Source organism: Paenirhizobium cremeum (assembly GCF_047553425.1).
Lineage (GTDB): Bacteria > Pseudomonadota > Alphaproteobacteria > Rhizobiales > Rhizobiaceae > Allorhizobium > Allorhizobium cremeum.
The window spans coordinates 3273117-3295205 of the sequence record NZ_CP180217.1; the positions used below are offsets into that span (position 1 = coordinate 3273117).

The window sequence follows — 22089 nt, forward strand, 5'->3', positions numbered from 1 at the left end:
ACGAAAACGCCCGGTTCTTGGACCGGGCGCTTTCGTTTGCGGGCTGCCGATCCGCAAAGATCAATGCCGGCCCGCTCCCCGGAGGGCGGGAGTGCGGATACGTTCGGGCGTCCACCGCGGTTCATAGACCAGTTCGACGGCGACCCGCGCCACGCCATCGACGGCAACGATGCTGGCCTCCACCGCGTCTTTCAGGAAACCGGCCGCCGGACACCCCCGCGAGGTCGTCGTCATGACCACGGCAACCGCGCCGTCTCCTTCGACGACCACGTCGTAGATGAGGCCGAGATCGACGATATTGCCGCCAATCTCGGGATCGAGAATACCACTCAGGGCATCGTATATGCGTGCTAAGAGAAAATTCGCGGCATCGTCGTTCACATCCGTCACTCCCGGGCTTCGCCGACACGTATCAGCATGCGATAGGCGCTGCCGGTCTCATCGAAATTGCCCACCCACTGATGCCCCCGTTTCTCGAGTTCCGGCATGAGGAAAACGGGCTCGCGCGCAAGCAGCGCAAAGAGCACTTCGCCCGGGTCCATGAGTTCAATCTTGGCGAGGATGCGCGTCATCGGCTCAGGCGGATCGAGATCGGTGAGATCGAGGTGAAAGACCGGGTCGGCCCAGGCCGTCGCATCATTGCCGCTGGCCGACGCGGAAATATCGGCGGGCCCACCGGCCTCCGGTGTGAAGAGCACCTGCCAGTCGCCTCCGCCGATCTCGGTAGCCTCATGACCGAAGCCCCGCTTGCCCATGACGCGGAACAAGGGTTCAGGCTTGAAGGTCGCGAACAACCTCAGGCCTTCGCCGGGCGCCAGCGAATGCACCGCTTCCATGATAGCCTGAAACGGCTCGCCGCCATTGCGCAGGATAGGGCGTACGTCGAGTTCTTTGTATGATCGTGTCATCGTTACCTCCTGAGGTCGGGGGATGGCAGAAAGAGATAGGGACGCATAGTGCCTTTCGGCAAGCGCAGGCCGGGAGCGACATCGACCAGACGTCTGGCGCGCAGAAACTCGATAACCAAGGCGAAAGTAGCGCAGAACTGCAAAAAGACGCCGACGCGAAACAGGAACGCGATCCCGAGAGAAAGAGCAAGCGTGGCAACCGCTACCCCGACATGGAAGGCCACGAACCACAGCCGGGCGCGCCGCTCGCGCACGATATCCTGAACCCGCGGCGTCGGCACACGGCCGAGCACCGGGCCGTAGCATTCGAGCCAGGTGAGAAACGGCACGATCTTGTAGAGCTGAGCCAGACCGAGGCCGCTCAGCCAGCCGAAACCCGCAAGATAGACGATAGCCTCAACATGATCCCCGATCCGTCCGGACAGGGACGCGACCACCAGCCAGACGAACGCCACGAAAAGCCAGGCGAAAGCCGCAAGGCTGGCAAGGCTGTTCAATTCCATATCGCGCCGCCGCGTCCTTACGATCGCCAGGAGATCAAATCCGTAGAGGATGAGGCTGACGGCCGCGACGAAACAGGCGAGCGCAGCGGCGAACACCGCGGTGTTGCCAAGGAAGGTCAGCAATACCAGCAGGAGAAGCAGCGTCAGCACGGAAGCTCCACCCAGAAAAACCAGGTTCGGTCGACGGCCTTCGGGTTCACCGGCAAGCAGGAACATCGGCAAGAGCTTGTAACTTACACCGAGCGCTGAAAGGGTAAGCCAACCACCGAGCCCGAAGGCTGCATGCACTGGCAGCATGTCGGACACCAGGGCAAGCAGGTCGCCGGGCAACAGGGAGGAGAGCCCGAGTGCCATGAAGACACCGAGACAAACGGTGCCGACAAGCCCGACGATGCTGAGCGCTACGAAACGCCCTGCAAGTGGCAAGGGCCGTGCATCGAAAAACGTACGCAGCACCATTGTCGCGACGCCGAGGAAACCCGTCGCGAGAAGGACACCGCCGCAAGCCAGGAGGTGGTCCGACAGGGTAACGCCGGAGGCGAGAAGCGCAAAGCCGGACACCAGCCCGACTTCGCCGGCAAGGATCGCAACGAGGGATGGAAGCGCCAGCCTCCCCGCCCGCAGCGGCTTTGCCGCAAGCACCGGTACGAACTGCAACAGGGCTCCCGACATCAGGAGACCGAGCCATCCGGCGGTAATCAGGTGAACGACGGCCAGCACATCGCCGCCGGAAATACCGGCAACCGGATTGCCATAACCGGCGGCCAACAGGCCTTCTCCCGCAAGCAGGAAAAGGCAGGCGGCGGCAAAGTAGCTCATGGTCCAGCGGGAAAGGCTTGCTCCCGGCATGTCGATCACCTCACTCAGGAATACCGCAACGCCCCGCGTCTCAATGATCCGAGCCGCAGCAGCAGTCGCAGCCGCTGTTTTGCAAGCGCTCGATCTCGACGCGCCAGACCTCCGGCCCCTCTTCCAGATATTCCCACCCGAACATGCCGGAGAAATGCATTTCGAGCTGGTAGTGCAGCGGCCGCGGATCGTGATCGCTGGTAATCAGCATCGATCCGCCCGGAAGCAGCGCGTTGAGCATTCCGAAGATACGGGGATGCCGCTCGGCCGGCGGTACGGTGCGGACGTCGATCAGCGGCTTTTCTTGCATGGTTTGGCTCATGGGTCGGTCTTGTCCTTCTTCGGCCCGACAGGTCTTCGATTGTTGCGGCCCGGGCCCGGCCTGCCTGTCGAAACTAGACCGAAGGACGAAGGGAGAACTTGTCGCCGCGCAAATAACATTGAGAACGTCGACGGGCTTTCGTTCCGTTGCTTGGGATTTGGCAAAGAGCAAAAGGAGACCGCGATCTAGGCTCCGGACAGTTACGAACGGAGAGCCACCCCATGTCCCTTGATATCGTCGAAAAATACGGCGAAGCCCGCCTGCCCCGCTACACCAGCTACCCGACCGCGCCCCGCTTTTCCTCCTCGATCGGCGCCGGCACCTATGGCGACTGGCTGAAACAGATACCCTCCGGGGAGGCAGTTTCCCTTTACCTCCACATCCCCTTCTGCCGGTCGATGTGCTGGTATTGCGGCTGTCACACCTCGATCACCCAGAAGGACGAACCGATCCTGGACTATCTCGACGTTCTAAAGCGCGAGATAACCATCGTCGCAAAGGCGGCCGGCAAGCCGCTCAAGGTACGCAACATCCATTTCGGCGGCGGTACGCCCACCATCATGAAACCGGAGGAATTCCTGGATCTCTCGGCGTTCATACAGAAGACGCTCGACGTCATGCCGGATGTCGACATCGCCGTCGAAATCGATCCCCGCACCCTCACGCAAGCCATGATCGGCGCGCTCGGGGAGGCCGGTGTCACCCGCGCCAGCCTCGGCGTGCAGAGCTTCGATCCGGTCGTACAAAAGGCCATCAATCGCATACAGACCGCCGAACAGACTGCGAAAGCAACGGATGGACTTCGCAGATACGGTATCGGCAGCATCAATTTCGACCTGATCTACGGCCTGCCCCACCAGACCGTCACGTCCTGCATCCAGACCACGAAGACGGCCATAGCCATGCGGCCGGATCGTTTCGCGGTGTTCGGCTATGCCCATATTCCCTCGTTCAAGAAGCACCAGCGACTGATCGACGAGAAGGCCTTGCCCGACACGACAGAACGCCATGCCCAGGCCGAGGCAATCGCCGGGACGCTGGTCGCGGCCGGCTATAGGCGGATCGGGCTCGATCATTTCGCGCTGCCGCAGGACGAACTCAGCCTCGCCGCGCAAGACGGAAGATTGCATCGCAACTTCCAAGGTTACACCACCGACGCCTGCCGGAGCCTGATCGGCTTCGGCGCTTCGGCCATCGGCAGAACGGCGGAAGGCTACATTCAGAACGAAGTCGCCATCGGCCAATATGCGCAACGCATCGCATCCGGTCAGCTTACCACATCCAAGGGTTATCGGATGACGGACGAGGATCGCCTCCGGGCGGCCGTGATCGAGCGGCTCATGTGCGATTTCGAAGCCGATCTCGACGGTCTCGCCAGGCGTCACGGTTTTGACCCCGCACTGCTGACGGAAGGGAATGCCATGCTTGAGCGGCTGGCGAGCGACGGCATCATCGGGATGCGGGACGGTGTGCTGAGCGTAAGCAGCGACCATCGCTTCGTGATCCGCGTGGTGGCCGCGAGCTTCGACGCCTATCTCGGAGAAACCGGCCGCACCCATTCCAGGGCGGCCTGATCTGTTACGGTCGATCGATATCGATCAGGAAAATGTGCGGAAATATGAAAAGGCCCGGCAACACCCCGATGCCGGGCCTTTTCCGCGCCTCGCGGACCGCCTAACCCGCAAGGCTGCGATAGATCGCCGGCAGGGCCGCCGGCAATTTCGCGATATTGGAGACGATCGCGTAGCCGTGTTGACCGAAGATCGCCGGCACATAGGATTTGGCATCGCGGTCGACCGTCACGCCGAACACCCGGATACCCTTGCGTCTGACCTCCATAACCGCGCGGCGGCTATCCTCCAGCGCGAAACGACCCTCATAGTGATCGACATCGTTCGGCTTGCCGTCTGTCAGCACCAGCAACAGCTGCCTGCGATTGGGCTGGTCGGCGAGCCTGGCAGAGGCATGGCGGATGGCCGCGCCGATCCGGGTATAATATCCCGGCTTCAACGCTCCAATGCGCCGCTCAACTGCCGGCCCCATCTTCTCGCCGAAGTCTTTCACGCTCTCGATACGAACCCACGATCTGCGCCGGGAGGTGAAAGTCAGGATCGAATGATTGTCGCCGCAGGCGGCAAGGCCATTGGCAAGCACCAGAAGAGCCTCCTTTTCGACATCCAGTACGCGCCGGTCATCGAACCATGCATCCGTCGACAGGGAGACATCGACGAGCAGCGTTACGGCGAGATCGTGCGCCTGCGGCCGGCTCATCAGATGGATGCGATCGCTGCCCTCGCCGCCGGCGGCAAGATCGCTGCGGCTGCGCACCACGGCATCGAGATCGAGATCGACGCCATCGAGCTGGGCGCGCAGCATCTCGTGTTTCGGGCGCAACACCTCGAACTGACGCCGCACCCGGCGCATCAGGCTCTTCATCGCCGCATTCTCTTCGAGCGACTCGCCCTCTTCGGGCGCTGGCGCGGCAAGCACCCGGCAATAATCCTTGAGATAGACGCCCTGCCTGTAGTCCCATTCCGGATAGGTAAGCTCGGTCGTCAGAGGCGTACGGTCGAGCGCCTCCGGCGGCAGATCGAGATCGAAGCGGAAGCGGGCGGATGGCCGTCCCTTCCGCTCGCCGAGCGTCATGTCGTCCAGTTCCTCCGCGGCGGTCGCGTCGTGATCGTCGCTGTCGTCGCCGGGTCGGTCGACATTGACCATCTCCGCCATGGCCAGGATCTTTTCGAAACGGTTGAGGATGAACGGGCTGCGATCCTTGTCACGCCCATCGGTCTTTTCACGGGTGGCGATGTGGCGCCCGGCGGCAGTCGCTTGCCTGTCGCTGCCCGCCGCTGGACGATCCTGGGTCTCACGCGGAGCGCCCTCTTCGCGCAGCAAGGCATCCGGCCAGAGCGGAACCGGTAGCATCGGCAGGTATCCGGGCGGAGCCTTGGCCGGCAGAATCGCCGGTGGATACAAGGCCGCAAGGCCCGCGCCCTTGCGCAGGAGTTCGATGATGCGTGCCTCCAGCATCTGCTCGACGCGGGGCAGTTTTCCTCGCCGGCGTTCGGCGAGAAGAGCCAGACACAGACGGGCATAGCGGTCGGACATCCCCGGGAAAACCGCAATGACACCCTCCGTGGTCTTCTCCGCCCTCTCCAGTATGGCAAGGTCCCGCTTTAGCGGATCGCCCACCGGCACCGGCTCTAGCGGCATCACCGCCATTGCGGCGGCAAGCCAGAGATAGAGATCGCGGTTCAGGCCGGCGTCGGGCATCAGGTCGATTACCGGCGGCAGCATCAGCGTCGCATGGTCACGGCCGGGCTGCACGAGTTTTTCCTCTCCGAGACCCAACCGCTGACGAAACTTTAACCGGTGGGCGGAAGTGCGTCCGCGAGCCGGCGCCACCTGCACGGTATGCTCGCCGCCGAAACCGCGGAAACAGACGGCCAGCATCGGCTGGATTTCCTCAAGGGAAACGGCAACCCGCGGATAGCGGGGCCACGTCCGCGTGTTGCCGGCAACATTGTGCCAGACGCGCCCCACGGTTTCTTCGAGTTCGAGGAAATCCAGCATACTGCACTCCCTTAGCGGATGACCGCCTGCGAAAGTTCGATCAGCGCGGCCCGCACCTCCGGCTCGTCCGTCAACGGCTCGATCATGGTCGATCGGACAGCATCGCGCAGCGAGAGACCGGCATCGATCAGGCTGGCGCAATAAACGAGGAGACGGGTCGAGACGCCCTCCTCCAGGTCATGACCCTTGAGCGCCCTCAACCGCCGTGCCAGTTCGACCAGAGGCGCAACCTCGCCGGCGGAGAGTCCGCTTTCGGAAGAAACGATCTCGATCTCACGATCCTTCGGCAGAAAATCGAATTCGATGGCAACGAAGCGCTGGCGCGTGGAGGGCTTCAGCGTCTTCAGGAGATTCTGGTAGCCCGGATTGTAGGAGACGACGAGCATGAAGGCGGGCGGCGCTTCAAGTTGTTCGCCGGTCCGTTCCAGGGGCAGGATGCGACGGTCGTCGGTGAGAGGATGGAGCACGACGGCCACGTCCTTGCGGGCTTCCACCACCTCGTCGAGATAGCAGATGCCGCCGTCGCGGACGGCGCGTGTCAGCGGCCCGTCCACCCAGACCGTGTCCCCGCCCTTCAGCAGGTAGCGGCCGGTGAGATCAGCGGCGGCGAGATCGTCATGGCAGGACACCGTCGAGAGCGGCAGGCCGAGCTTGGCCGCCATATGGCTGACGAAGCGGGTCTTGCCGCATCCGGTCGGCCCCTTGAGCAGTAACGGCAGCTGGCGGGTCCATGCCGTCTCGAAAAGCGCACATTCGTTCCCGGCAGGCGAATAGGCCGGAATATCAGGCGCAGGCGGGTTGGTCAGCATCAGGTTCATGGGGTGTTTCCTTTCGGGCAAGACCGTTCGATAAGACCGCCTTCCCCGAAAGGAGAAGGCGGTCGTTTTCCTTATTCTGCCGGCTCCGCGACACCGCCGAAGACGGACTCGCGCTCCTTGCCGGGCACCAGGATCGACCAGATAAACATCAGCGCAGAAACGAGGACGACGACGCCCGAGCCGAGACGTATCCAGTAGAACAGCGCAAGCTGATCCTGCACGGCCATGTAGCTTTCGCCGAGAACCCGCTGCAGATGCACCTGCAGCACGCCCGCGAAGGTGAGCGCGAAGGTCATGACCGACATCGCGGTGCACATGGCCCAGAAGCTCGCGATCGAAAGCCACTGGTTATAGGGCCGGCGTCCGCGGATCTCGGGGACCGCGTAGGCCATGACGGCAAGGTTCAGCATCACATAGGCGCCGAAGAAGGCAAGGTGCCCATGGGCCGCCGTGACCTGCGTGCCGTGGGTGTAGTAGTTCACCGACGACAGCGTGTGCAGGAAGCCCCAGACGCCGGCGCCGAAGAACGCCATGACCGAGCAGCCGATGGACCAGAGCAGGGCTGCGCGGTTCGGATGCTTGCGGCCGGCCTTCCAGGTCATGACGAAGGTGAAGATGACCATGGTGAAGAACGGGGCAACTTCAAGGGTGGAGAACAGCGAACCGATCCACTGCCAGTAACCCGGAGCACCGATCCAGTAGTAATGGTGCCCTGTGCCGAGAATGCCGGAGAACAGCGCCAGACCAACGATGACATAGAGCCACTTCTCGACCACTTCCCGGTCGATGCCGTTCAGCTTAATCATCAGGAAGGCAAGCACGGAGGCCATGATGAGCTCCCATACGCCCTCGACCCACAGGTGGACGACGTACCACCAATACATCTTGTCGAGCGCGAGGTTTGCCGGATTGTAGAAGGCGAAGAGGAAGAAGATCGCCACACCCCAGAGACCGAAGATCAGGATATTGGTGACGACCGTCTTGCGACCTTTAAGCACCGTCAGCGTGATGTTGAACAGGAACATCAGGCAGACGACCACAATACCGACCTTGATCGCGAAGGGCTGCTCGAGAAACTCGCGTCCCTCATGGATATGAAAGAGATATCCGACCACGGCGATTGCAGCCGCAACCAGGAAGAGCCAGAACTGAGCGATGGCGATCTTCGGACTGTAGAGCTCCGTCTCCGCCTCTTCCGGCAGGAGATAATAGGTGGCGCCCATGAAGCCCATCAATAGCCAGACGATCAGCGCATTGGTATGGATCATCCTGACGACGTTGAAGGGCAGGAGCTCGGAGAGCGTATTCGGCAGAACATAGATCGTGCCGGCAAGCACGCCGAACAGGACCTGGGCGAGGAAAAGGCCGAGGGCGCCGTAGAAATACAGCATCGCGACCTTCTGGGTTTGGTATTTCATGGTTGGGTTCTCCTTGGGTCGACGTTTCTCAGCCTGCCTCGTTCGGCGGCCAGTTCTGCGTCTTGATCCGGCTCGTCCATTCGAGGAAGTCGGCGAGATCGTTGAGTTCCTGCTCCGTCAGGTTGAACTGCGGCATCTGCCGCCGTCCCTCGACGCCGGAGGGCTGGGCCGCCATCCATGATTTCAGCGTCTCTCGGGCGCCTTCGGGATCGCTTTCGCCGCCCCAGCGCTTCCAGACATTGCCGAGTTCCGGTGCGAAATAGGCGCCCTCTCCCAGCAGCGTGTGACAATTGATGCAGGAGTTCTGCTCCCAGACGTGCTTGCCGCGCGCGACGCTGTCTGTCAGCGTCGTTTCGTCCGTCGAGCTCGTCCGCATGTAGTAGTGACTGTGGGCCGTAAGCCCCACGAAGATCGCGAAGAAGAAGATGGACCCGCCGTAAAAGACATTGCGGGCCCCTGTCTTGGTCAGGCGCTCTGCCATCCCCTGGTCCTTTCTTTGCCCGCGGACAGGAGCGCCGCCGGCCTGGTGAAATCCCCGCCCGCAGCCCGCGCGATGATCAGGACGCGCAGGCTGCGGGACGCTCCCCTTCTAGCGCCAGGGAGAAAGCCTTCTTTGCGCTTTTGCAAACAAGCGAACGATCCGCTCAGGCAGCGCCCAAAAAGGCAATCGCAACCGACCGTGCGAATGCGACCAGCAGGAAAAGAGCCGGCCAGGATAGAAGCGCCAGACGCATGCCGCGCTTCTCGGACCGCAGCCCCATGAAGTCGAGGATGACGAAACGGGCCTTGACCGCCGCAATCAGCAACACGGCGGCGACCGGCACCAGGAGCCCGCCGCTCAGGGCCGCAAGCGTGGCCCCACCCGAAGCGAGCACCACCAGTGTCGCGAAGGTGCCGAACAGTTTTCCCGTGGAAGCGTCGGTCATCATCTCATGCCAGGTAGAGGATCGGGAACATGACGATCCAGACAAGATCGATCGCGTGCCAGAGCGTGGTTATCAGGATCACATTCTGCCGCTGAGGCCGCCAGGCGACGATGAGGAGGATGACCGAGCCGAAGACCACATGAAGCAGATGGAAACCTGTAACGAGAAAATAGATCTCGAAGAAACCGCTCAGCGCATCCTCTGCGGCATGAACGATCTCGCCGGCATATTCGGCGAGCTTGACCGCCATGAAGACAAGGCCGAGACCGGCCGCGCAAACCAGCGAGCGGCGAACCTCCGCGACGGAAGCTCCCCGGCGCGCGGCCATTGCGGACTGCCAGCCGCTTGTCAGGAGGATGACGGTGTTGATCGCTGCAAGACCCGGATTGAGATATTGCCTGGCCGCTGAGAAATGCTCCGGCTCCAGTAGCGACATCACGAGGAACCCGGCAATCAAGATGCCGAAGGCGACAAGTTCGCTCCAGACAAGCACCCAGAGAAGGAGCGTATCGCCCTCCTCTTCGGATGCGCTTGCCACGGATAGGTTCAATGATTTGGCGGTTGCGTTCATTGCGCTCTCTTAGCCGGCAACATCGCCGGTCTCTTTGAGCAAACACAAAGAAGCCGACGGTTGACCGGCTTAGGCTGTGGCATCAAAGGAGATTGCTCATGACAGACGCACAGATCGGACTTGCCGTCGTCACACCTGTTATCGTCGGCTTCGCCATCACCCTGCACAGGATGGGCGTATTGCAGCGCGGCGGAACGATTTCCGCCGTGGCTGCCTCGGTTGTCATCGCAGCCATCCTGTTCGTCGGACAATGAGGAGGAGGACATGACGACGGAAATCCCGCTCAACGCACAGGATCTCGCGGCCCTCGACAGGAACCACGAAGCTCTGCTCGCCCTTTGCATCAAGCTTGAGGACATCGCGGACTCGCTGCCTTTCGACATCAACGAGGATCTCTGCAACGAGGTGGCGCAGACGGTCGCGCCGCTGCTCAAACAGACGCAGCAACTCGAGGAGAAGGTGCTGTTTCCCGATTTCGATCGCAGCGCCGGCTCCTGCTTCGCGGCGATGATGATCGAGCGGCTGAAAGGCGAGCATCGCTGCGACGGGCTTGCCGCCGAGGAGATTTCCCTGACGCTGAAGGCCGTGATCGAAGGTCGTTGCCGCCTGTCTTTCGACACGGTAGGCTACATGCTGCGCGGCTTCTTCGAATGCGTCCGCAGACACGTGGCCGCCGAAAAGCTGATGATCGAGGCATTGTGCGCCGCCGAGGCGGAGGGGCGGGAGATCCTGATGTGAACCAGCTTGTGATGGCGCTTGCCGCCTTTCTGGCGCTGCATTCGATCCCGGCTCTGCCGCCGGTTCGCGCAGGCGCCATCGCCCTGCTCGGGCGCAAGACCTATCTCGGCCTCTATTCCCTGGTGTCGATACTGGTGCTCGCCTGGCTTTTCCACGCCGCGCTGAACACCGATTACATCGAGCTTTGGGCCCCGGCCGGCTGGCAGGCGAGGCTGACGCTGATGCTTTCGCCGCTCGGTCTCCTTCTGGTCATAGCCGGCCTTCTCTCCCCCAATCCCTTCTCGATCAGCTTCCGCCAGGGCGACGAGCCCGGCGCGATGGTCGGGATCACCCGGCATCCGGTACAATGGGGCTTCATGCTCTGGTCTTTCGGCCACCTCATAGTCAACGGAGACCTCCGCTCGCTCGTCCTGTTCGGCGGTCTCGGCCTGTTCTCCGTAGCTGGACTTTTCATTCTGGACCGACGCGCCCGCCGGAGGCTCGGCGCCGGCTGGCCGGCGCTTGCCGCGCGCTATCCGATGGTGCCCCTTGCGGGCATCCTCACGGGCAGAACGAAGTTTCGCATCGACGGGCCATTCACCCTCGCGCTGGCGGTTACCGCCGTCATCACGCTCTGGCTCCTCACCGGCGGCCACGCAGCACTCTTCGGCGCCGATCCGCTGACAGCCCTTTCCTACTGAAAGCCGCCTTGTTCTCCCTGCCATTCGACCGCCAGCGGCTGGTCTGTCAACTGCAGGAGATCGATGGCACGCGCCGCAATGTGATCGACGACATCGTCCACCGTCAGCGGGCGGCGATAGAAGGCCGGCACCGGCGGCATCACGATTGCGCCCATTTCAGTCACGGCGGTCATGTTGCGCAGATGGCCAAGATGCAGTGGCGTTTCCCGCGCGAGAAGAACAAGACGTCGCCGTTCCTTCAGATGCACATCGGCCGCCCTGACCAGCAGATTGTCGGCAAGCCCCGTCGCAATTCCGGCAAGGCTCTTCATCGAACACGGCGCGACAATCATGCCTTCGGTGCGAAACGATCCGCTGGCGATGGAGGCGCCCACGTCATCGATCTTGTGATAACGGGCTGCAAGCCCCACCAGCCGGCCGATGGCATCCGCGCCCAGTTCGTGACCGAAGGTCCTGAGCGCCGATCGCGTGACGACGAGATGCAGTTCGACCCCCGAAAGCGCCGCCAGCCTCTCGCCGATCCTGAGCGCAAGCGCCGCCCCCGAAGCGCCGGAGACCCCGAGCACCACCCTGCGGATATCCGTCACACCATGTCTCCAAGTCCGAGTTCATGCCAGATGGCGTCGATCTTCTCCCCGACGTCAGGCGTCATCTTCAGGACGCGGCCCCATTCGCGATCCGACTCCGGCCCGACCTTGACCGTGGCGTCGAGGCCGAGCTTGGCCCCGAGGCCGGGCTTCGGCGAGGCGAAATCGAGGTAGTCGATCGGCGTATCGTTGATGAGCGTGACGTCGCGACCGGCGTCGAAGCGAGTGGAAAGCGCCCAGACCACATCGGCCCAGTTGCGCACATCGACATCGGGATCGACGGCGATGATGAGCTTGGTGTAGCTGAATTGCGGCAGCATCGACCACAGCCCCATCATCACGCGCCTTGCCTGCCCCGGATAGCGTTTGTCGATCGAGACCACGATCGCCCGGTAGGAACAGGCCTCCGGCGGCAACCAGAGATCCAGAATTTCCGGAAACTGCTTCTTCACCAGCGGGATGAAAAGCTCGTTCATCGCCTCGCCGAGCTTCGAAGGCTCGTCAGGCGGGCGACCGGTATAGGTCGACAGATAGACAGGCGCCCTCCGCGTCGTGATGGCCGAGATTGTCATCACGGGGAAACGTTCGACGGAATTGTAATAGCCCGTGTGATCGCCATAGGGCCCCTCTTCCGCAATCTCCGTGGCGGAAACCGTTCCCTCCAGCACAATCTCGGCATTGGCCGGGACGCAAAGCGGCTGGCTGACAGCCTTCACCACCCTGCTTCGTCTTTTCCTCAGAAGACCGGCGAATCCGAGTTCGCTCATGCCTTCCGGAAGCGGCATCACCGCCGAAAGAATAGTGGCCGGATCACTGCCGATCACAACGGCAACCGGCATGTCGCGGCCGAGTCTCTGCCACTGGCGATGATGCTTCGCTCCTCCGCGATGAGCAAGCCAGCGCATGATGAGGCGGTCCTTGCCAAGCACCTGCATACGATAGATACCGACATTGATGTCTGCGGGATCATCGGGAGCGCAGGTGATGACCAGCGGCCAACTGACGAGCGGCGCCGGTTCCCCCGGCCAGCACCATTGAACCGGAAGCCGACCGAGATCGACGTCATCGCCGCGCCGGACGACCTCCTGGCAAGCCGCCCGCGTCACCCGGCGAACCCCGAGAGAAAGCGCCGAATGCACCAACGGCAGCTTGCCGAGCGCTTCCCTGAGCGAGGCTGGCGGACGCGGTTCCCGCAATTCTCCGAGAAGAGAGGCGAGATCGCCGATACGCCCCCCGGCAAGGCCGAACCCCCATTCGATGCGTTCGCGGGTTCCGAAGAGATTGGCAAGCAGCGGCATCGCCACGGTCTCGCCCGCGGCATTCACCGGCTTCTCGAAAAGTAGCGCCGGCCCCTCCGCCGCCAGCACGCGACGATGGATCTCGGTAATCTCGTGCACCAGCGAGACGGGGCGGGAAATCCGCTTCAGCCTGCCCGTTCGCTCGAGTTCGGCGGTAAAGTGCTGCAGGCTGTCGTAACGGCGAGGCGGCGAAGGAGCGTTTGTCATTCCGACTGTGTGGCCTGCCAAAATCTCCTCGTCTTTGCGCTAGCTCAAACCGCTTGCCCGTCGCAGCGGTTAGTTTTCGGCACGATAGCTGTCCTGAAAGACCGAGGCCCATGAAATTTCCGCCAACGCTAGCAACGCCGCTCGACCTCATGCCCCTGCCTGTCATCGAGCGAGCGACGGGAATGCTGTTCAGACGGATGCTCAAGGAGCATCCGAACCTGTTCGAACGGCTGGGTGAGCACAAGGCGAAGCGCTTCGCCTTCCTGCCTTCCGACCTGCCGCTTGCCTTCATCGTCGATCCCGCAAGGCCATCCATAACAGTCAAGCGCAAGTCATCAGCGCCGCAAGCCGATGCATCCGTTGGCGGCCCCCTTTTCCTGTTGCTCGCCTTGCTCGAGGGACGCTGCGACGCCGATGCGCTGTTCTTTTCCCGTGATCTGGTCGTCACCGGCGACATGGAAGCGATGCTGGCCATGAGGAATGCACTCGATGACTGCAACATCGACCTGCCTCGCGATCTCTCCGCCATGGCCGGACCGCTGGGGCCGATCTTCAGCCGCTTGGGTAACGAAATCCGCCGCCGGGCGCTTGCCGGGGAGAATAACCCATGGAACTGATCTGCCCCGCCGGCACCCCCGCCGCTTTTCGCGAAGCCGTCGATGCCGGTGCCGATGCCGTCTATTGCGGCTTCCGCGACGAAACCAATGCACGAAACTTCCCGGGCCTCAACTTCAGCCGCGAGGAACTGCGCGAGGCGATCGTGTATGCCAGACGGCGCGGCACCCAGACCTTTGTCGCCCTCAACACCTTCATGCGCGCCGGCGACGAAGATGTCTGGTATCGGGCGGCGGCCGACGCGGTGGCGCTCGGCGCCGATGCCCTGATCCTTGCCGATTTCGGCCTCATGGCCCATGTGGCGGAACGCTACCCGGAACAGCGGCTGCACGTCTCCGTGCAGGCGTCCGCATCGAATGCCGATGCGATCAACTTCCTCATCGATGCCTTCAATGCCAAGCGGGTGGTGCTGCCCCGAACACTGACGATCAACGACATCGCCCGCATAGCGAAGCAGATCCGCTGCGAAATCGAAGTCTTCGTTTTCGGAGGACTCTGCGTGATGGCGGAAGGCCGTTGCTCGCTTTCCTCCTATGCGACCGGAAAATCGCCGAACATGAACGGCGTCTGCTCTCCGGCGAGCCATGTCCGCTATCGCAACGAAGGCAACGATCTCGTTTCGGAACTCGGTGATTACACCATCAACCGTTTCCCGCTCGGCGAGGCCGCAGGTTACCCGACGCTCTGCAAGGGCCGCTTCGACATTGCCGAAACCCATGCCTACGCCTTCGAGGATCCAGTCTCGCTCGACGTCATGGGCGAGATCGAGGCCTTGAAGGCGGCCGGCGTCAGCGCGCTCAAGATCGAGGGACGTCAGCGCGGCAAAGCCTATGTCGCCGAGGTCGTCGCAACGCTGAAGAAGGCGCTTGCCGCCGATCCGGCCAACCGGGCGGCATTGCTCTCGCGCCTCAGCGCCCTGAGCGAAGGCCAGAAAACTACGTCGGGCGCCTACGAGAAGCGCTGGAGATGACCATGCCCCATGCCACCCCTTCCCTGACCATGGGTCCCGTCTATTATCTCTGGGATGGTCCCAAATGGCGCGACTTCCACTTCCGCATCGCGGACGAAGCTCCCGTCGAACGAGTGGTGATCGGCGAAACCGTCTGTTCCAAGCGCCAGCATTTCATTGAGCCGCATCTTGCGGAGGTGACCGAGCGACTGGAAGCGGCAGGAAAGACCGTCGTGCTCTCGACCCTGGCGCTTGTGACGCTGGAGCGCGAAAGCCGCCAGGTCCGCGACATGGTCGCCGAAAGCGAGTATCCGATAGAGGCGAACGATCTCTCCGCGCTCGGCCTGCTGAATGGCAAACCCCATTCGATCGGCCCGCTGGTCAATGTCTACAACGCCGCCACGGCCAGACTTCTTGCCGCCCGCGGCGCGTCCAGCATCTGTCTGCCGCCCGAACTGCCCTTTTCCTCGGTACGGACAATTGCGGCGGAGACCCCGGATATCGCCCTGGAAGTTTTCGCCTTCGGCCGCATGCCTCTGGCAATCTCGGCGCGCTGTGCCCATGCCCGCGCCAAGGGGCATATCAAGGACAATTGCCAGTTCGTCTGCGGCGAAGACCCGGACGGCCTGCCGGTGAAGACGCTCGACCGGCAGTCCTTCTTGGCCCTCAACGGCGTCCAGACGGTCTCCCATACCTGCCAGGCATTGCTTGGCGAACTCAAGGAACTGGCAGCGGCCGGCATTTCCGGTTTCCGGCTGTCACCCCAGGATTGCGACATGGTTGCCGTGGCCACTCTTTATCGGGCCGTTCTCGATGGCGGCATGGAAGTCTGGGAAGCGATCGACAGACTACAGGAGATCTATCCTGCGGCTCCGCTTTCGAACGGTTTCCATCACGCCCGGGAAGGTGCAGCCTGGGTTGCCAGGGCAAAAGATACGGCCTTCAGCGCCGCCGGCGCCTGAACGGAAATTCCGCTTGCATTCCGGTTGGAAGAATTTAATCAACACTCATTGATTAAATTCAACTTGCACAGCCCCGCCAAAATGGGCTGCATTCCAGAACCGCCAACCGGAGCAGGAAACGGATGCTACCTTTCCCTCGTCGACGCCCGCCTGCGCATCCTTGGTCCAGAAAGCAGACATCCGGCGGCTGGCGACATTGGCCAGCCCTCATCGTGCTCGCAATGCCGCTCGCACTTGCCGGCTGCGGCGACGAGAAGACGGAAACGCCTAGGGCGGAAACCTTCGTCCGCACGATCGTCGCGGAAAAGACGCCTTATGCGCGAACGATTACGCTGACGGGCGAAATCAGCGCACGCACGATGAGCGATCTTTCCTTCCGGGTCAGCGGCCGCATCATCGAGCGCAATGCCGACGTCGGAAGCCATGTGAAGGCCGGTGACGTACTGGCGCGGCTGGACGCGGAAGAACAGCAGGCCGACCTCGCCTCTGCCGAAGCGACGCTGCGTTCGGCGGAATCGCTGGTTTCCCAGCGGGAGGCGACGCTCCGCCGCCAACAGGAACTGCTGACCAAGGGCTTCACCACCCGCAGCGATTTCGATGCGGCGGATGCCGCCTATAACAGCGCGGTCAATGCTGCCGAAGGCGCCCGCGCAGCGCTCGCCAACGCCAGGGAAGCGCTGGGCTACACACTGCTGAAAGCGGAAGCCGACGGGGTCATCGTGGAACGCCGGGGCGAGATCGGCCAGCTGACCCAGACGGCGCAGACCGTTTTCCGCCTTGCCCATAATGGGCAGCGGGACGCCATCTTCCGTTTCTATGAAACCCCGTTCATCAACGCCGACGCGCGGACATCCGACCAGATGACCATCTCGTTGGTCAGCGACCCGAAGGTGACGACGACCGGCAAGATACGGGAGATCTCGCCGACCGTCGATCCGGCGACCGGGACGGTGCGGGTGAAGGTCGGACTCACGGACACGCCCGCGGCCATGACGCTCGGCGCCGCGGTAACCGGCACCGGCACGCTGCAGCAGGTGGAAGTCATCGTACTTCCCTGGACCGCGCTTGCCACCGAGGCAGGCGAACCCGCCGTATGGGTTCTCGATCCGAACACCAATACCGTTGAACGGCGCAGAATCCATATTTTCCTCTACGAAAAGGGTCGTGTACTCGTATCCGACGGGCTGGAACCCGGCACCATCGTCGTCAGCGAGGGCACGAAGCTCTTGCGCAACGGCCAGACCGTAACCGTTCTTCCGGAGGTAACCCAATGACAGGCTTCATCCGGACGGCGGGCTTTCTCGTATTGGCGACGCTCGCGCTTTCAGGCTGCAACGGCAGCGAGGAGACCACGGAAGCAGCATCACCCCGGCCGGTGCTGACAGCCGTCGCCGAACTGAAACCCGCCCGCACCGAGGAATATGCCGGAACGGTCGAACCGCAAGTGAAGACGGATATCGGTTTCCGCATCATCGGTCGCCTCATTTCCCGCGATGTCGATGTCGGCGACACGGTTGCCCGTGGAGAGCGTCTGGCCGCCATCGATCCGACAGCACTGGAGCTTGCCGTTCGGTCCGCCTCGGCCGAAGTCGGAAGCGCGCTTGCCCAACTCACCAATGCGCAAGCCGCCGCCGAGCGCCAGCGGGCTCTGCTGACGACCCAGGCGTCAACCCAGTCCACGGTCGAAAGCGCCGATCAGGCAGCAATCGCAGCCGAAGCGACGGTGAGCCGCGCGCAGGCAGCACTGGCAAAGGCGGAGGAACAGCTGTCCTACGCTCAGGTCGAGGCGACCTTCGATGCCGTCGTGACGGCCACGGCCGCCGAGGTCGGGCAGATTGTCGAGCCAGGCGATGCGGTCGTGACCATCGCACGTCCCGATCTCCGGGATGCCGTCGTCGATATTCCCGTCGAACGCGGCCCCATCGCCATCGGAACGAAGTTCCGGATCTCGCTGCAAATGGACCCCAACGCCGTCGTTGCAGGCAGCGTGCGCGAAGTCGCCCCCGAGGCGGACGCGATCACGCGGACCTTGCGTGTCCGCATCGCGCTGATCGATCCGCCGGCGTCCTTTCGCCTCGGAACCACCGTGCGAGCCGCCCTCGAGCACGACAGCACCCCGGCGCTCACCCTTCCGGTCACCGCCCTGCTGGAACAGGACGGCAAGACCTATGTCTGGCTGATTGACGAGAAGGACAGCATTGCCGTGAAGCAGGAGATCGAAGTCGCCCATCGCGAGGACGGAATCTTCACCGTCGCGTCCGGCCTTCAGCCAGGCTCCCGCGTCGCAATCGCCGGCGTGCATACGCTGCAGGACCGTCAGAAAATCATCGTTCCGGAAGGAAATGCACCATGAAGTCCTTCAACCTTTCGGACTGGGCCCTCAAGCATCGTTCGCTTGTCTGGTACCTGATGATTATCTTCATGCTGGCGGGCGCCTTATCCTTCGTGGAAATCGGCCGTGAGGAAGACCCGTCCTTCACCATCAAGACGATGACGATCTCAGCGCAATGGCCGGGCGCTTCCGTCTCCGACACCACCAAGCAGGTGACGGAGCGCATCGAGCGCAAGCTAGAGGAACTCGACAGCCTCGACTATACCAAATCGATCACCCGCGCCGGCTCCACCCTGATCTTCGTCGAACTGAAGCCGACGACCAAGGCCCGCAATGTGCCGCAGATCTGGCAGAAGGTCCGCAACATGATGGCCGACATCCAGGGCGAGTTCCCGTCCGGCGTGCTCGGACCGCAATTCAACGACGACTTCGGCGATGTTTTCGGCAACATTTACGCCTTCACCGCCGACGGGCTGAGCGAACGGCAGCTGCGCGATTATGTCGAGGAAGCGCGAACCCGCATTCTCGCTGTGGACAATATCGGCAAGGTCGATCTCGTCGGCGCCCGCGATGAAGTCATCTTCCTCGAATTCTCGACCCGGCAGCTGGCGTCCCTGGGTCTCGATCAGACGGCCGTGCTTTCGACGCTGCAAGCCCAAAACGCGACGGCGCCATCCGGCGTCATCCAGTCTGGCCCCGAGCGCATCAGCGTTCGCGTCGGTGGCCAGTTCTCGAGCGAGGACAGCCTCAGGGAAGTCAATCTTCGCGTCAATGACCGCTTCTTCCGCCTGAGCGACATCGCCACCATCCGCCGCGGCTATACCGATCCGCCGAGCGATCTCTTCCGCTTCAACGGTCAGCCGGCGATCGGACTTGCGATCGGCATGAAGCAGGGTGCCAACCTTCTCGAATTCGGAGAGGCCCTGAAGGCGGAAATGCACGATATCGAGGCGAAACTGCCGGTCGGTGTCGGCGTCCATCTCGTCTCCGACCAGCCGCAAGTGGTGGAGGAAGCTGTTTCCGGCTTCACCCAGGCACTGTTCGAAGCGGTCGTGATCGTGCTTGTCGTCAGCTTCGTCTCGCTCGGCCTCCGCGCCGGCTTCGTGGTGGCACTCTCGATCCCGCTGACGCTGGCGATCACCTTCCTGGTCATGTCGCTGCTCGAGATCTCGCTGCAGCGCATTTCTCTCGGCGCGCTCATCATCGCGCTTGGCCTTTTGGTGGATGACGCGATGATCGCCGTCGAGATGATGGTCGCCCGTCTCGAAATCGGCGACCCCATGAAGAAGGCGGCAACCTACGTCTATACCTCGACCGCCTTCCCGATGCTGACGGGCACGCTCGTCACTGTCGCAGGCTTCATACCGATCGGCCTCAACAGCAGCGCGGCCGGTGAGTTTACCTTCACCCTCTTCGTGGTGCTTGCCGTCTCGCTCCTCACCTCATGGATCGTTGCCGTGCTGTTCACGCCGCTTCTCGGCGCCACCATCCTCTCGGAGAAGCTGAAGAAGCACGAACACAAGAAGGGCTTTTTCGGACGCATGTTCGAAGATTTCCTGCATCTGAGCATGCACTGGCGCTTTACGACCATCGGCATCACCGTTGCTATTTTCGGCCTGTCGATCTACGGCATGCAATTCGTGCAGCAGCAGTTCTTCCCCTCTTCCGACCGCGTCGAACTCATTGTCGACTGGTCCCTGCCGCAAAACGTCTCGATTACCGAAACCAATGCGGAAATTGAACGCTTCGAAAAGGAACAGCTTGCCGGCAATCCTGATGTCGTGCGCTATTCAAGCTATGTCGGCCAGGGCGCGGTGCGCTTCGTCCTCGCTTTCGACGTCCAGCCCCCGGACCCGGCCTTCGGCCAGACCATCATCATTACCAAGGATCTGGAAGCACGCGACAGGCTTAAACGCCAGTTTCAGGACTACCTGAAGAAGACATTCCCGGCGACGGACGCCTATGTGAAGCTGCTCGATATCGGCCCGCCCGTTGGCCGGCCCGTCCAGTACCGCATTTCGAGCGAGGATATCGAAACCCTGAAGCTCAAGGCGCAGGAACTGGCCGGCATCATGGCCCGCAACCCGCATATCGGCGACGTGGTCTACGATTGGATGGAACCCGCCCGCGTGCTCCGCGTCAATGTCTTGCAGGACAAGGCCCGCCTGCTCGGCGTCTCCTCCAAGGATATCGCCACCGTGCTGAACGGTGTCGTCGGCGGCACCTCCGTCACCCAGATCAATGACGATGTCTACCTCGTGGATGTGATAGCCCGGGCCAACCCGCAGGAGCGCAGTTCGATCGACACGCTGGAGGATCTGCAGCTTACCGGTTCCAACGGAACCTCCGTGCCGCTCGCCGCCGTTGCCAACTTCCGCTACGAAACCGAGCAGCCGGTCATCTGGCGGCGCGACCGCGTTCCGACGATCTCGGTGAAGGCGGGCATTCTCGACGCCATGCAGCCCGCCACCGTCGTGGAACAGCTTACCGGCGCTGTCGACGAATTCCGCAAGACGCTGCCGACAGGCTTTACGCTGGAAGTCGGCGGCACCGTGGAATCGAGCGCTGAAAGCCAAGAACCGATCGCAGCCGTCGTGCCCTATATGTTGCTCGCGATGGCGACCATCCTGATGGTGCAGCTGCAAAGCTTCTCGCGGTTGTTCCTGGTCTTCTCCGTCGCGCCGCTTGCACTGATCGGTGTTGTCGCCGCCTTGTTGCCGAGCGGCGCCCCGATGGGTTTCGTGGCGATCCTCGGGGTTCTCGCGCTGATCGGCATCCTGATCCGGAATTCGGTAATCCTTGTGGTCCAGATCGAGGAACTCAGGGCAGAGGGCAAGGCGCCCTGGGAGGCCGTGTTGGAAGCGACCCAGCATCGAACGCGGCCGATCCTTTTGACAGCGGCTGCCGCAAGTCTCGGCCTCATCCCGATTGCCCGCGAGGTGTTCTGGGGGCCTATGGCCTATGCGATGATGGGCGGGATTATCGTCGGTACGCTGCTGACGCTCATTTTCCTGCCAGCTCTCTACGTCGCCTGGTTCCGGCTGACGCCCGACACGCCGGCCTCTTCCGTAACGGCCGAAGCGGAATAGCAGAGGCCGTCAACTTCGGTCGCAGCCAGACCCGGGGCCGCGACCGCCGGGAAACGAGGAGTAGCCGGATGAAGGAGCCACGTCGCCGGGGCCGCCCGCCGCTGGGACAGGAGCCGAAGGCAGCAACAATCGTGGAAAAGGCGACCTTCGCCTTCGCCAGGCATGGCTATGACGGCACCAGCCTGCGTCTTATCGCGGAGGCTGCGGACGTCGATGTCGCCTATGTCGGACGTCTCTACGGATCCAAGCACGGGCTCTGGAAGGCCGCCATCGACGGTGTTGCCGAAGATCTCTGCGAACGGATGCGGCATCTTCCGGAACCCGATGCCGAAGACGCCCTTCCCAAAGCCATCGCAGTCCTCACCGATCTTCTCTGTGACCGCCCCGAACTCGCCATGTTCATGCTCAAGGAATTCGCCGACCGCGACGAGCGTTTCGAATACGCCTTCGAAAAGATCGGCACAAGGATGCGCGGCCTGTTCGTCGCCCGTATCCGGGTGGCTCAAGCGCGTGGACAGGCCCATGCCGGCGATCCCGATTTCTTGTTTTATGCTTTCACGAGCGCCATGGCGATGACCGCCGCCACGCGGCCCTACCTCGCCCGTTTCACCGAAACGGCCCGTGACGACGACAGTTACCGCGCCGAACTGCACAGAACCTTGTCGAACATGCTGCTGCGATGAACGGGCTTTCCTTTGCCGGCGCGCTCTTTACAATGATTTGCCACCGCCGAGCGATCCGCCG

At 62.5% G+C, this 22089-nt stretch carries 23 protein-coding genes; 11 read left to right on the forward strand and 12 right to left on the reverse strand.

Translation table 11 applies throughout. From position 1 onward, the window contains the following. Nucleotides 1-60 precede the first annotated feature (60 nt). The 4 genes from ACLBKR_RS15900 to ACLBKR_RS15915 are packed head-to-tail and all read right to left on the reverse strand — an operon-like array spanning nt 61 to nt 2582. Complete coding sequence (locus tag ACLBKR_RS15900; RefSeq protein ID WP_113438855.1) at nt 61-381, reverse strand: iron-sulfur cluster assembly protein; 321 nt, start codon at nt 379-381, stop codon at nt 61-63. Nucleotides 382-386: 5 nt separating this feature from the next. Beyond that, a complete protein-coding gene (locus ACLBKR_RS15905; protein WP_113339343.1) occupies nt 387-908 on the reverse strand; it encodes a DUF2249 domain-containing protein in 522 nt (173 codons plus the stop codon). A gap of 2 nt (nt 909-910) precedes the next feature. Continuing rightward, nucleotides 911-2260: a hypothetical protein gene (locus tag ACLBKR_RS15910; RefSeq protein WP_113486377.1), complete on the reverse strand. Its 1350-nt coding sequence runs from the start codon at nt 2258-2260 to the stop codon at nt 911-913. 40 nt (nt 2261-2300) lie between these two features. Further along, entirely contained in the window at nt 2301-2582 is a 282-nt protein-coding gene (locus ACLBKR_RS15915; RefSeq protein ID WP_112829509.1) for a DUF2249 domain-containing protein, read from the reverse strand. A 221-nt stretch (nt 2583-2803) separates the two neighbouring features. On the opposite strand from ACLBKR_RS15915, the gene hemN reads away from it, so the two are divergent. After that, entirely contained in the window at nt 2804-4156 is a 1353-nt protein-coding gene (gene hemN / locus ACLBKR_RS15920) for an oxygen-independent coproporphyrinogen III oxidase (protein ID WP_113486344.1), read from the forward strand. A gap of 100 nt (nt 4157-4256) precedes the next feature. Here the strand turns inward: hemN and ACLBKR_RS15925 are convergent, their stop codons facing one another. The 6 genes from ACLBKR_RS15925 to ACLBKR_RS15950 all read right to left on the reverse strand — a co-directional run bounded on the left by ACLBKR_RS15925 (nt 4257) and on the right by ACLBKR_RS15950 (nt 9888). Further along, entirely contained in the window at nt 4257-6155 is a 1899-nt protein-coding gene (locus ACLBKR_RS15925) for a nitric oxide reductase activation protein NorD (RefSeq protein WP_113486342.1), read from the reverse strand. A gap of 11 nt (nt 6156-6166) precedes the next feature. Continuing rightward, on the reverse strand, nt 6167-6973 hold the full coding sequence (locus ACLBKR_RS15930; RefSeq protein WP_113448654.1) for a CbbQ/NirQ/NorQ/GpvN family protein: 807 nt from the start codon (nt 6971-6973) through the stop codon (nt 6167-6169). A 71-nt stretch (nt 6974-7044) separates the two neighbouring features. Beyond that, entirely contained in the window at nt 7045-8391 is a 1347-nt protein-coding gene (locus ACLBKR_RS15935) for a nitric-oxide reductase large subunit (protein WP_113448653.1), read from the reverse strand. A 28-nt stretch (nt 8392-8419) separates the two neighbouring features. Beyond that, nucleotides 8420-8872, reverse strand: coding sequence for a c-type cytochrome (locus ACLBKR_RS15940; protein WP_112829504.1), 453 nt, complete (start codon nt 8870-8872; stop codon nt 8420-8422). Between the two features lie 163 nt (nt 8873-9035). After that, nucleotides 9036-9317, reverse strand: coding sequence for a cytochrome C oxidase subunit IV family protein (locus ACLBKR_RS15945; protein ID WP_112829575.1), 282 nt, complete (start codon nt 9315-9317; stop codon nt 9036-9038). Nucleotides 9318-9321: 4 nt separating this feature from the next. Next, on the reverse strand, nt 9322-9888 hold the full coding sequence (locus ACLBKR_RS15950; protein ID WP_113486340.1) for a cytochrome c oxidase subunit 3: 567 nt from the start codon (nt 9886-9888) through the stop codon (nt 9322-9324). Nucleotides 9889-9986: 98 nt separating this feature from the next. On the opposite strand from ACLBKR_RS15950, the gene ACLBKR_RS15955 reads away from it, so the two are divergent. From ACLBKR_RS15955 to ACLBKR_RS15965, 3 genes are read left to right on the forward strand one after another with little or no spacing between them, the layout of a single operon-like run. Continuing rightward, the gene (locus ACLBKR_RS15955; RefSeq protein ID WP_244712229.1) at nt 9987-10142 is read left to right on the forward strand and encodes a hypothetical protein; all 156 of its coding nucleotides are present in this window, start codon (nt 9987-9989) and stop codon (nt 10140-10142) included. Between the two features lie 10 nt (nt 10143-10152). Continuing rightward, nucleotides 10153-10626, forward strand: coding sequence for a hemerythrin domain-containing protein (locus ACLBKR_RS15960; protein WP_112829502.1), 474 nt, complete (start codon nt 10153-10155; stop codon nt 10624-10626). Further along, the gene (locus tag ACLBKR_RS15965; protein ID WP_414899636.1) at nt 10623-11306 is read left to right on the forward strand and encodes an NnrU family protein; all 684 of its coding nucleotides are present in this window, start codon (nt 10623-10625) and stop codon (nt 11304-11306) included. Before ACLBKR_RS15960 ends, ACLBKR_RS15965 begins: the two co-directional genes overlap by 4 nt. On the opposite strand, the gene ACLBKR_RS15970 is transcribed toward ACLBKR_RS15965, so the two are convergent. Both ACLBKR_RS15970 and ACLBKR_RS15975 read right to left on the reverse strand, forming a co-directional pair. After that, a complete protein-coding gene (locus ACLBKR_RS15970) occupies nt 11300-11893 on the reverse strand; it encodes a UbiX family flavin prenyltransferase (RefSeq protein ID WP_414899638.1) in 594 nt (197 codons plus the stop codon). The two genes, ACLBKR_RS15965 and ACLBKR_RS15970, sit on opposite strands and share 7 nt — an antisense overlap. Next, entirely contained in the window at nt 11890-13398 is a 1509-nt protein-coding gene (locus ACLBKR_RS15975) for a UbiD family decarboxylase (RefSeq protein WP_113424703.1), read from the reverse strand. The genes ACLBKR_RS15970 and ACLBKR_RS15975 overlap by 4 nt, the downstream gene beginning before the upstream one ends. A 110-nt stretch (nt 13399-13508) precedes the next feature. On the opposite strand from ACLBKR_RS15975, the gene ubiT reads away from it, so the two are divergent. From ubiT to ACLBKR_RS16010, 7 genes are all read left to right on the forward strand, one after another. After that, nucleotides 13509-14015: a ubiquinone anaerobic biosynthesis accessory factor UbiT gene (ubiT, locus tag ACLBKR_RS15980; protein ID WP_112829499.1), complete on the forward strand. Its 507-nt coding sequence runs from the start codon at nt 13509-13511 to the stop codon at nt 14013-14015. Next, nucleotides 14006-14983 carry a ubiquinone anaerobic biosynthesis protein UbiU gene (ubiU, locus tag ACLBKR_RS15985; protein WP_112829498.1) on the forward strand — a complete coding sequence of 326 codons (978 nt, stop codon included), beginning with the start codon at nt 14006-14008 and terminating at the stop codon, nt 14981-14983. Before ubiT ends, ubiU begins: the two co-directional genes overlap by 10 nt. Before the next feature lie 2 nt (nt 14984-14985). After that, nucleotides 14986-15924, forward strand: coding sequence for a ubiquinone anaerobic biosynthesis protein UbiV (gene ubiV / locus ACLBKR_RS15990; RefSeq protein ID WP_414899641.1), 939 nt, complete (start codon nt 14986-14988; stop codon nt 15922-15924). A gap of 221 nt (nt 15925-16145) precedes the next feature. Continuing rightward, a complete protein-coding gene (locus ACLBKR_RS15995; RefSeq protein WP_162757388.1) occupies nt 16146-17198 on the forward strand; it encodes an efflux RND transporter periplasmic adaptor subunit in 1053 nt (350 codons plus the stop codon). After that, complete coding sequence (locus ACLBKR_RS16000) at nt 17195-18277, forward strand: efflux RND transporter periplasmic adaptor subunit (protein WP_113443015.1); 1083 nt, start codon at nt 17195-17197, stop codon at nt 18275-18277. Before ACLBKR_RS15995 ends, ACLBKR_RS16000 begins: the two co-directional genes overlap by 4 nt. Further along, a complete protein-coding gene (locus ACLBKR_RS16005; protein WP_113486336.1) occupies nt 18274-21345 on the forward strand; it encodes an efflux RND transporter permease subunit in 3072 nt (1023 codons plus the stop codon). The genes ACLBKR_RS16000 and ACLBKR_RS16005 overlap by 4 nt, the downstream gene beginning before the upstream one ends. 68 nt (nt 21346-21413) lie before the next feature. Further along, entirely contained in the window at nt 21414-22028 is a 615-nt protein-coding gene (locus ACLBKR_RS16010) for a TetR family transcriptional regulator (protein ID WP_113339357.1), read from the forward strand. Nucleotides 22029-22089 lie beyond the last annotated feature (61 nt).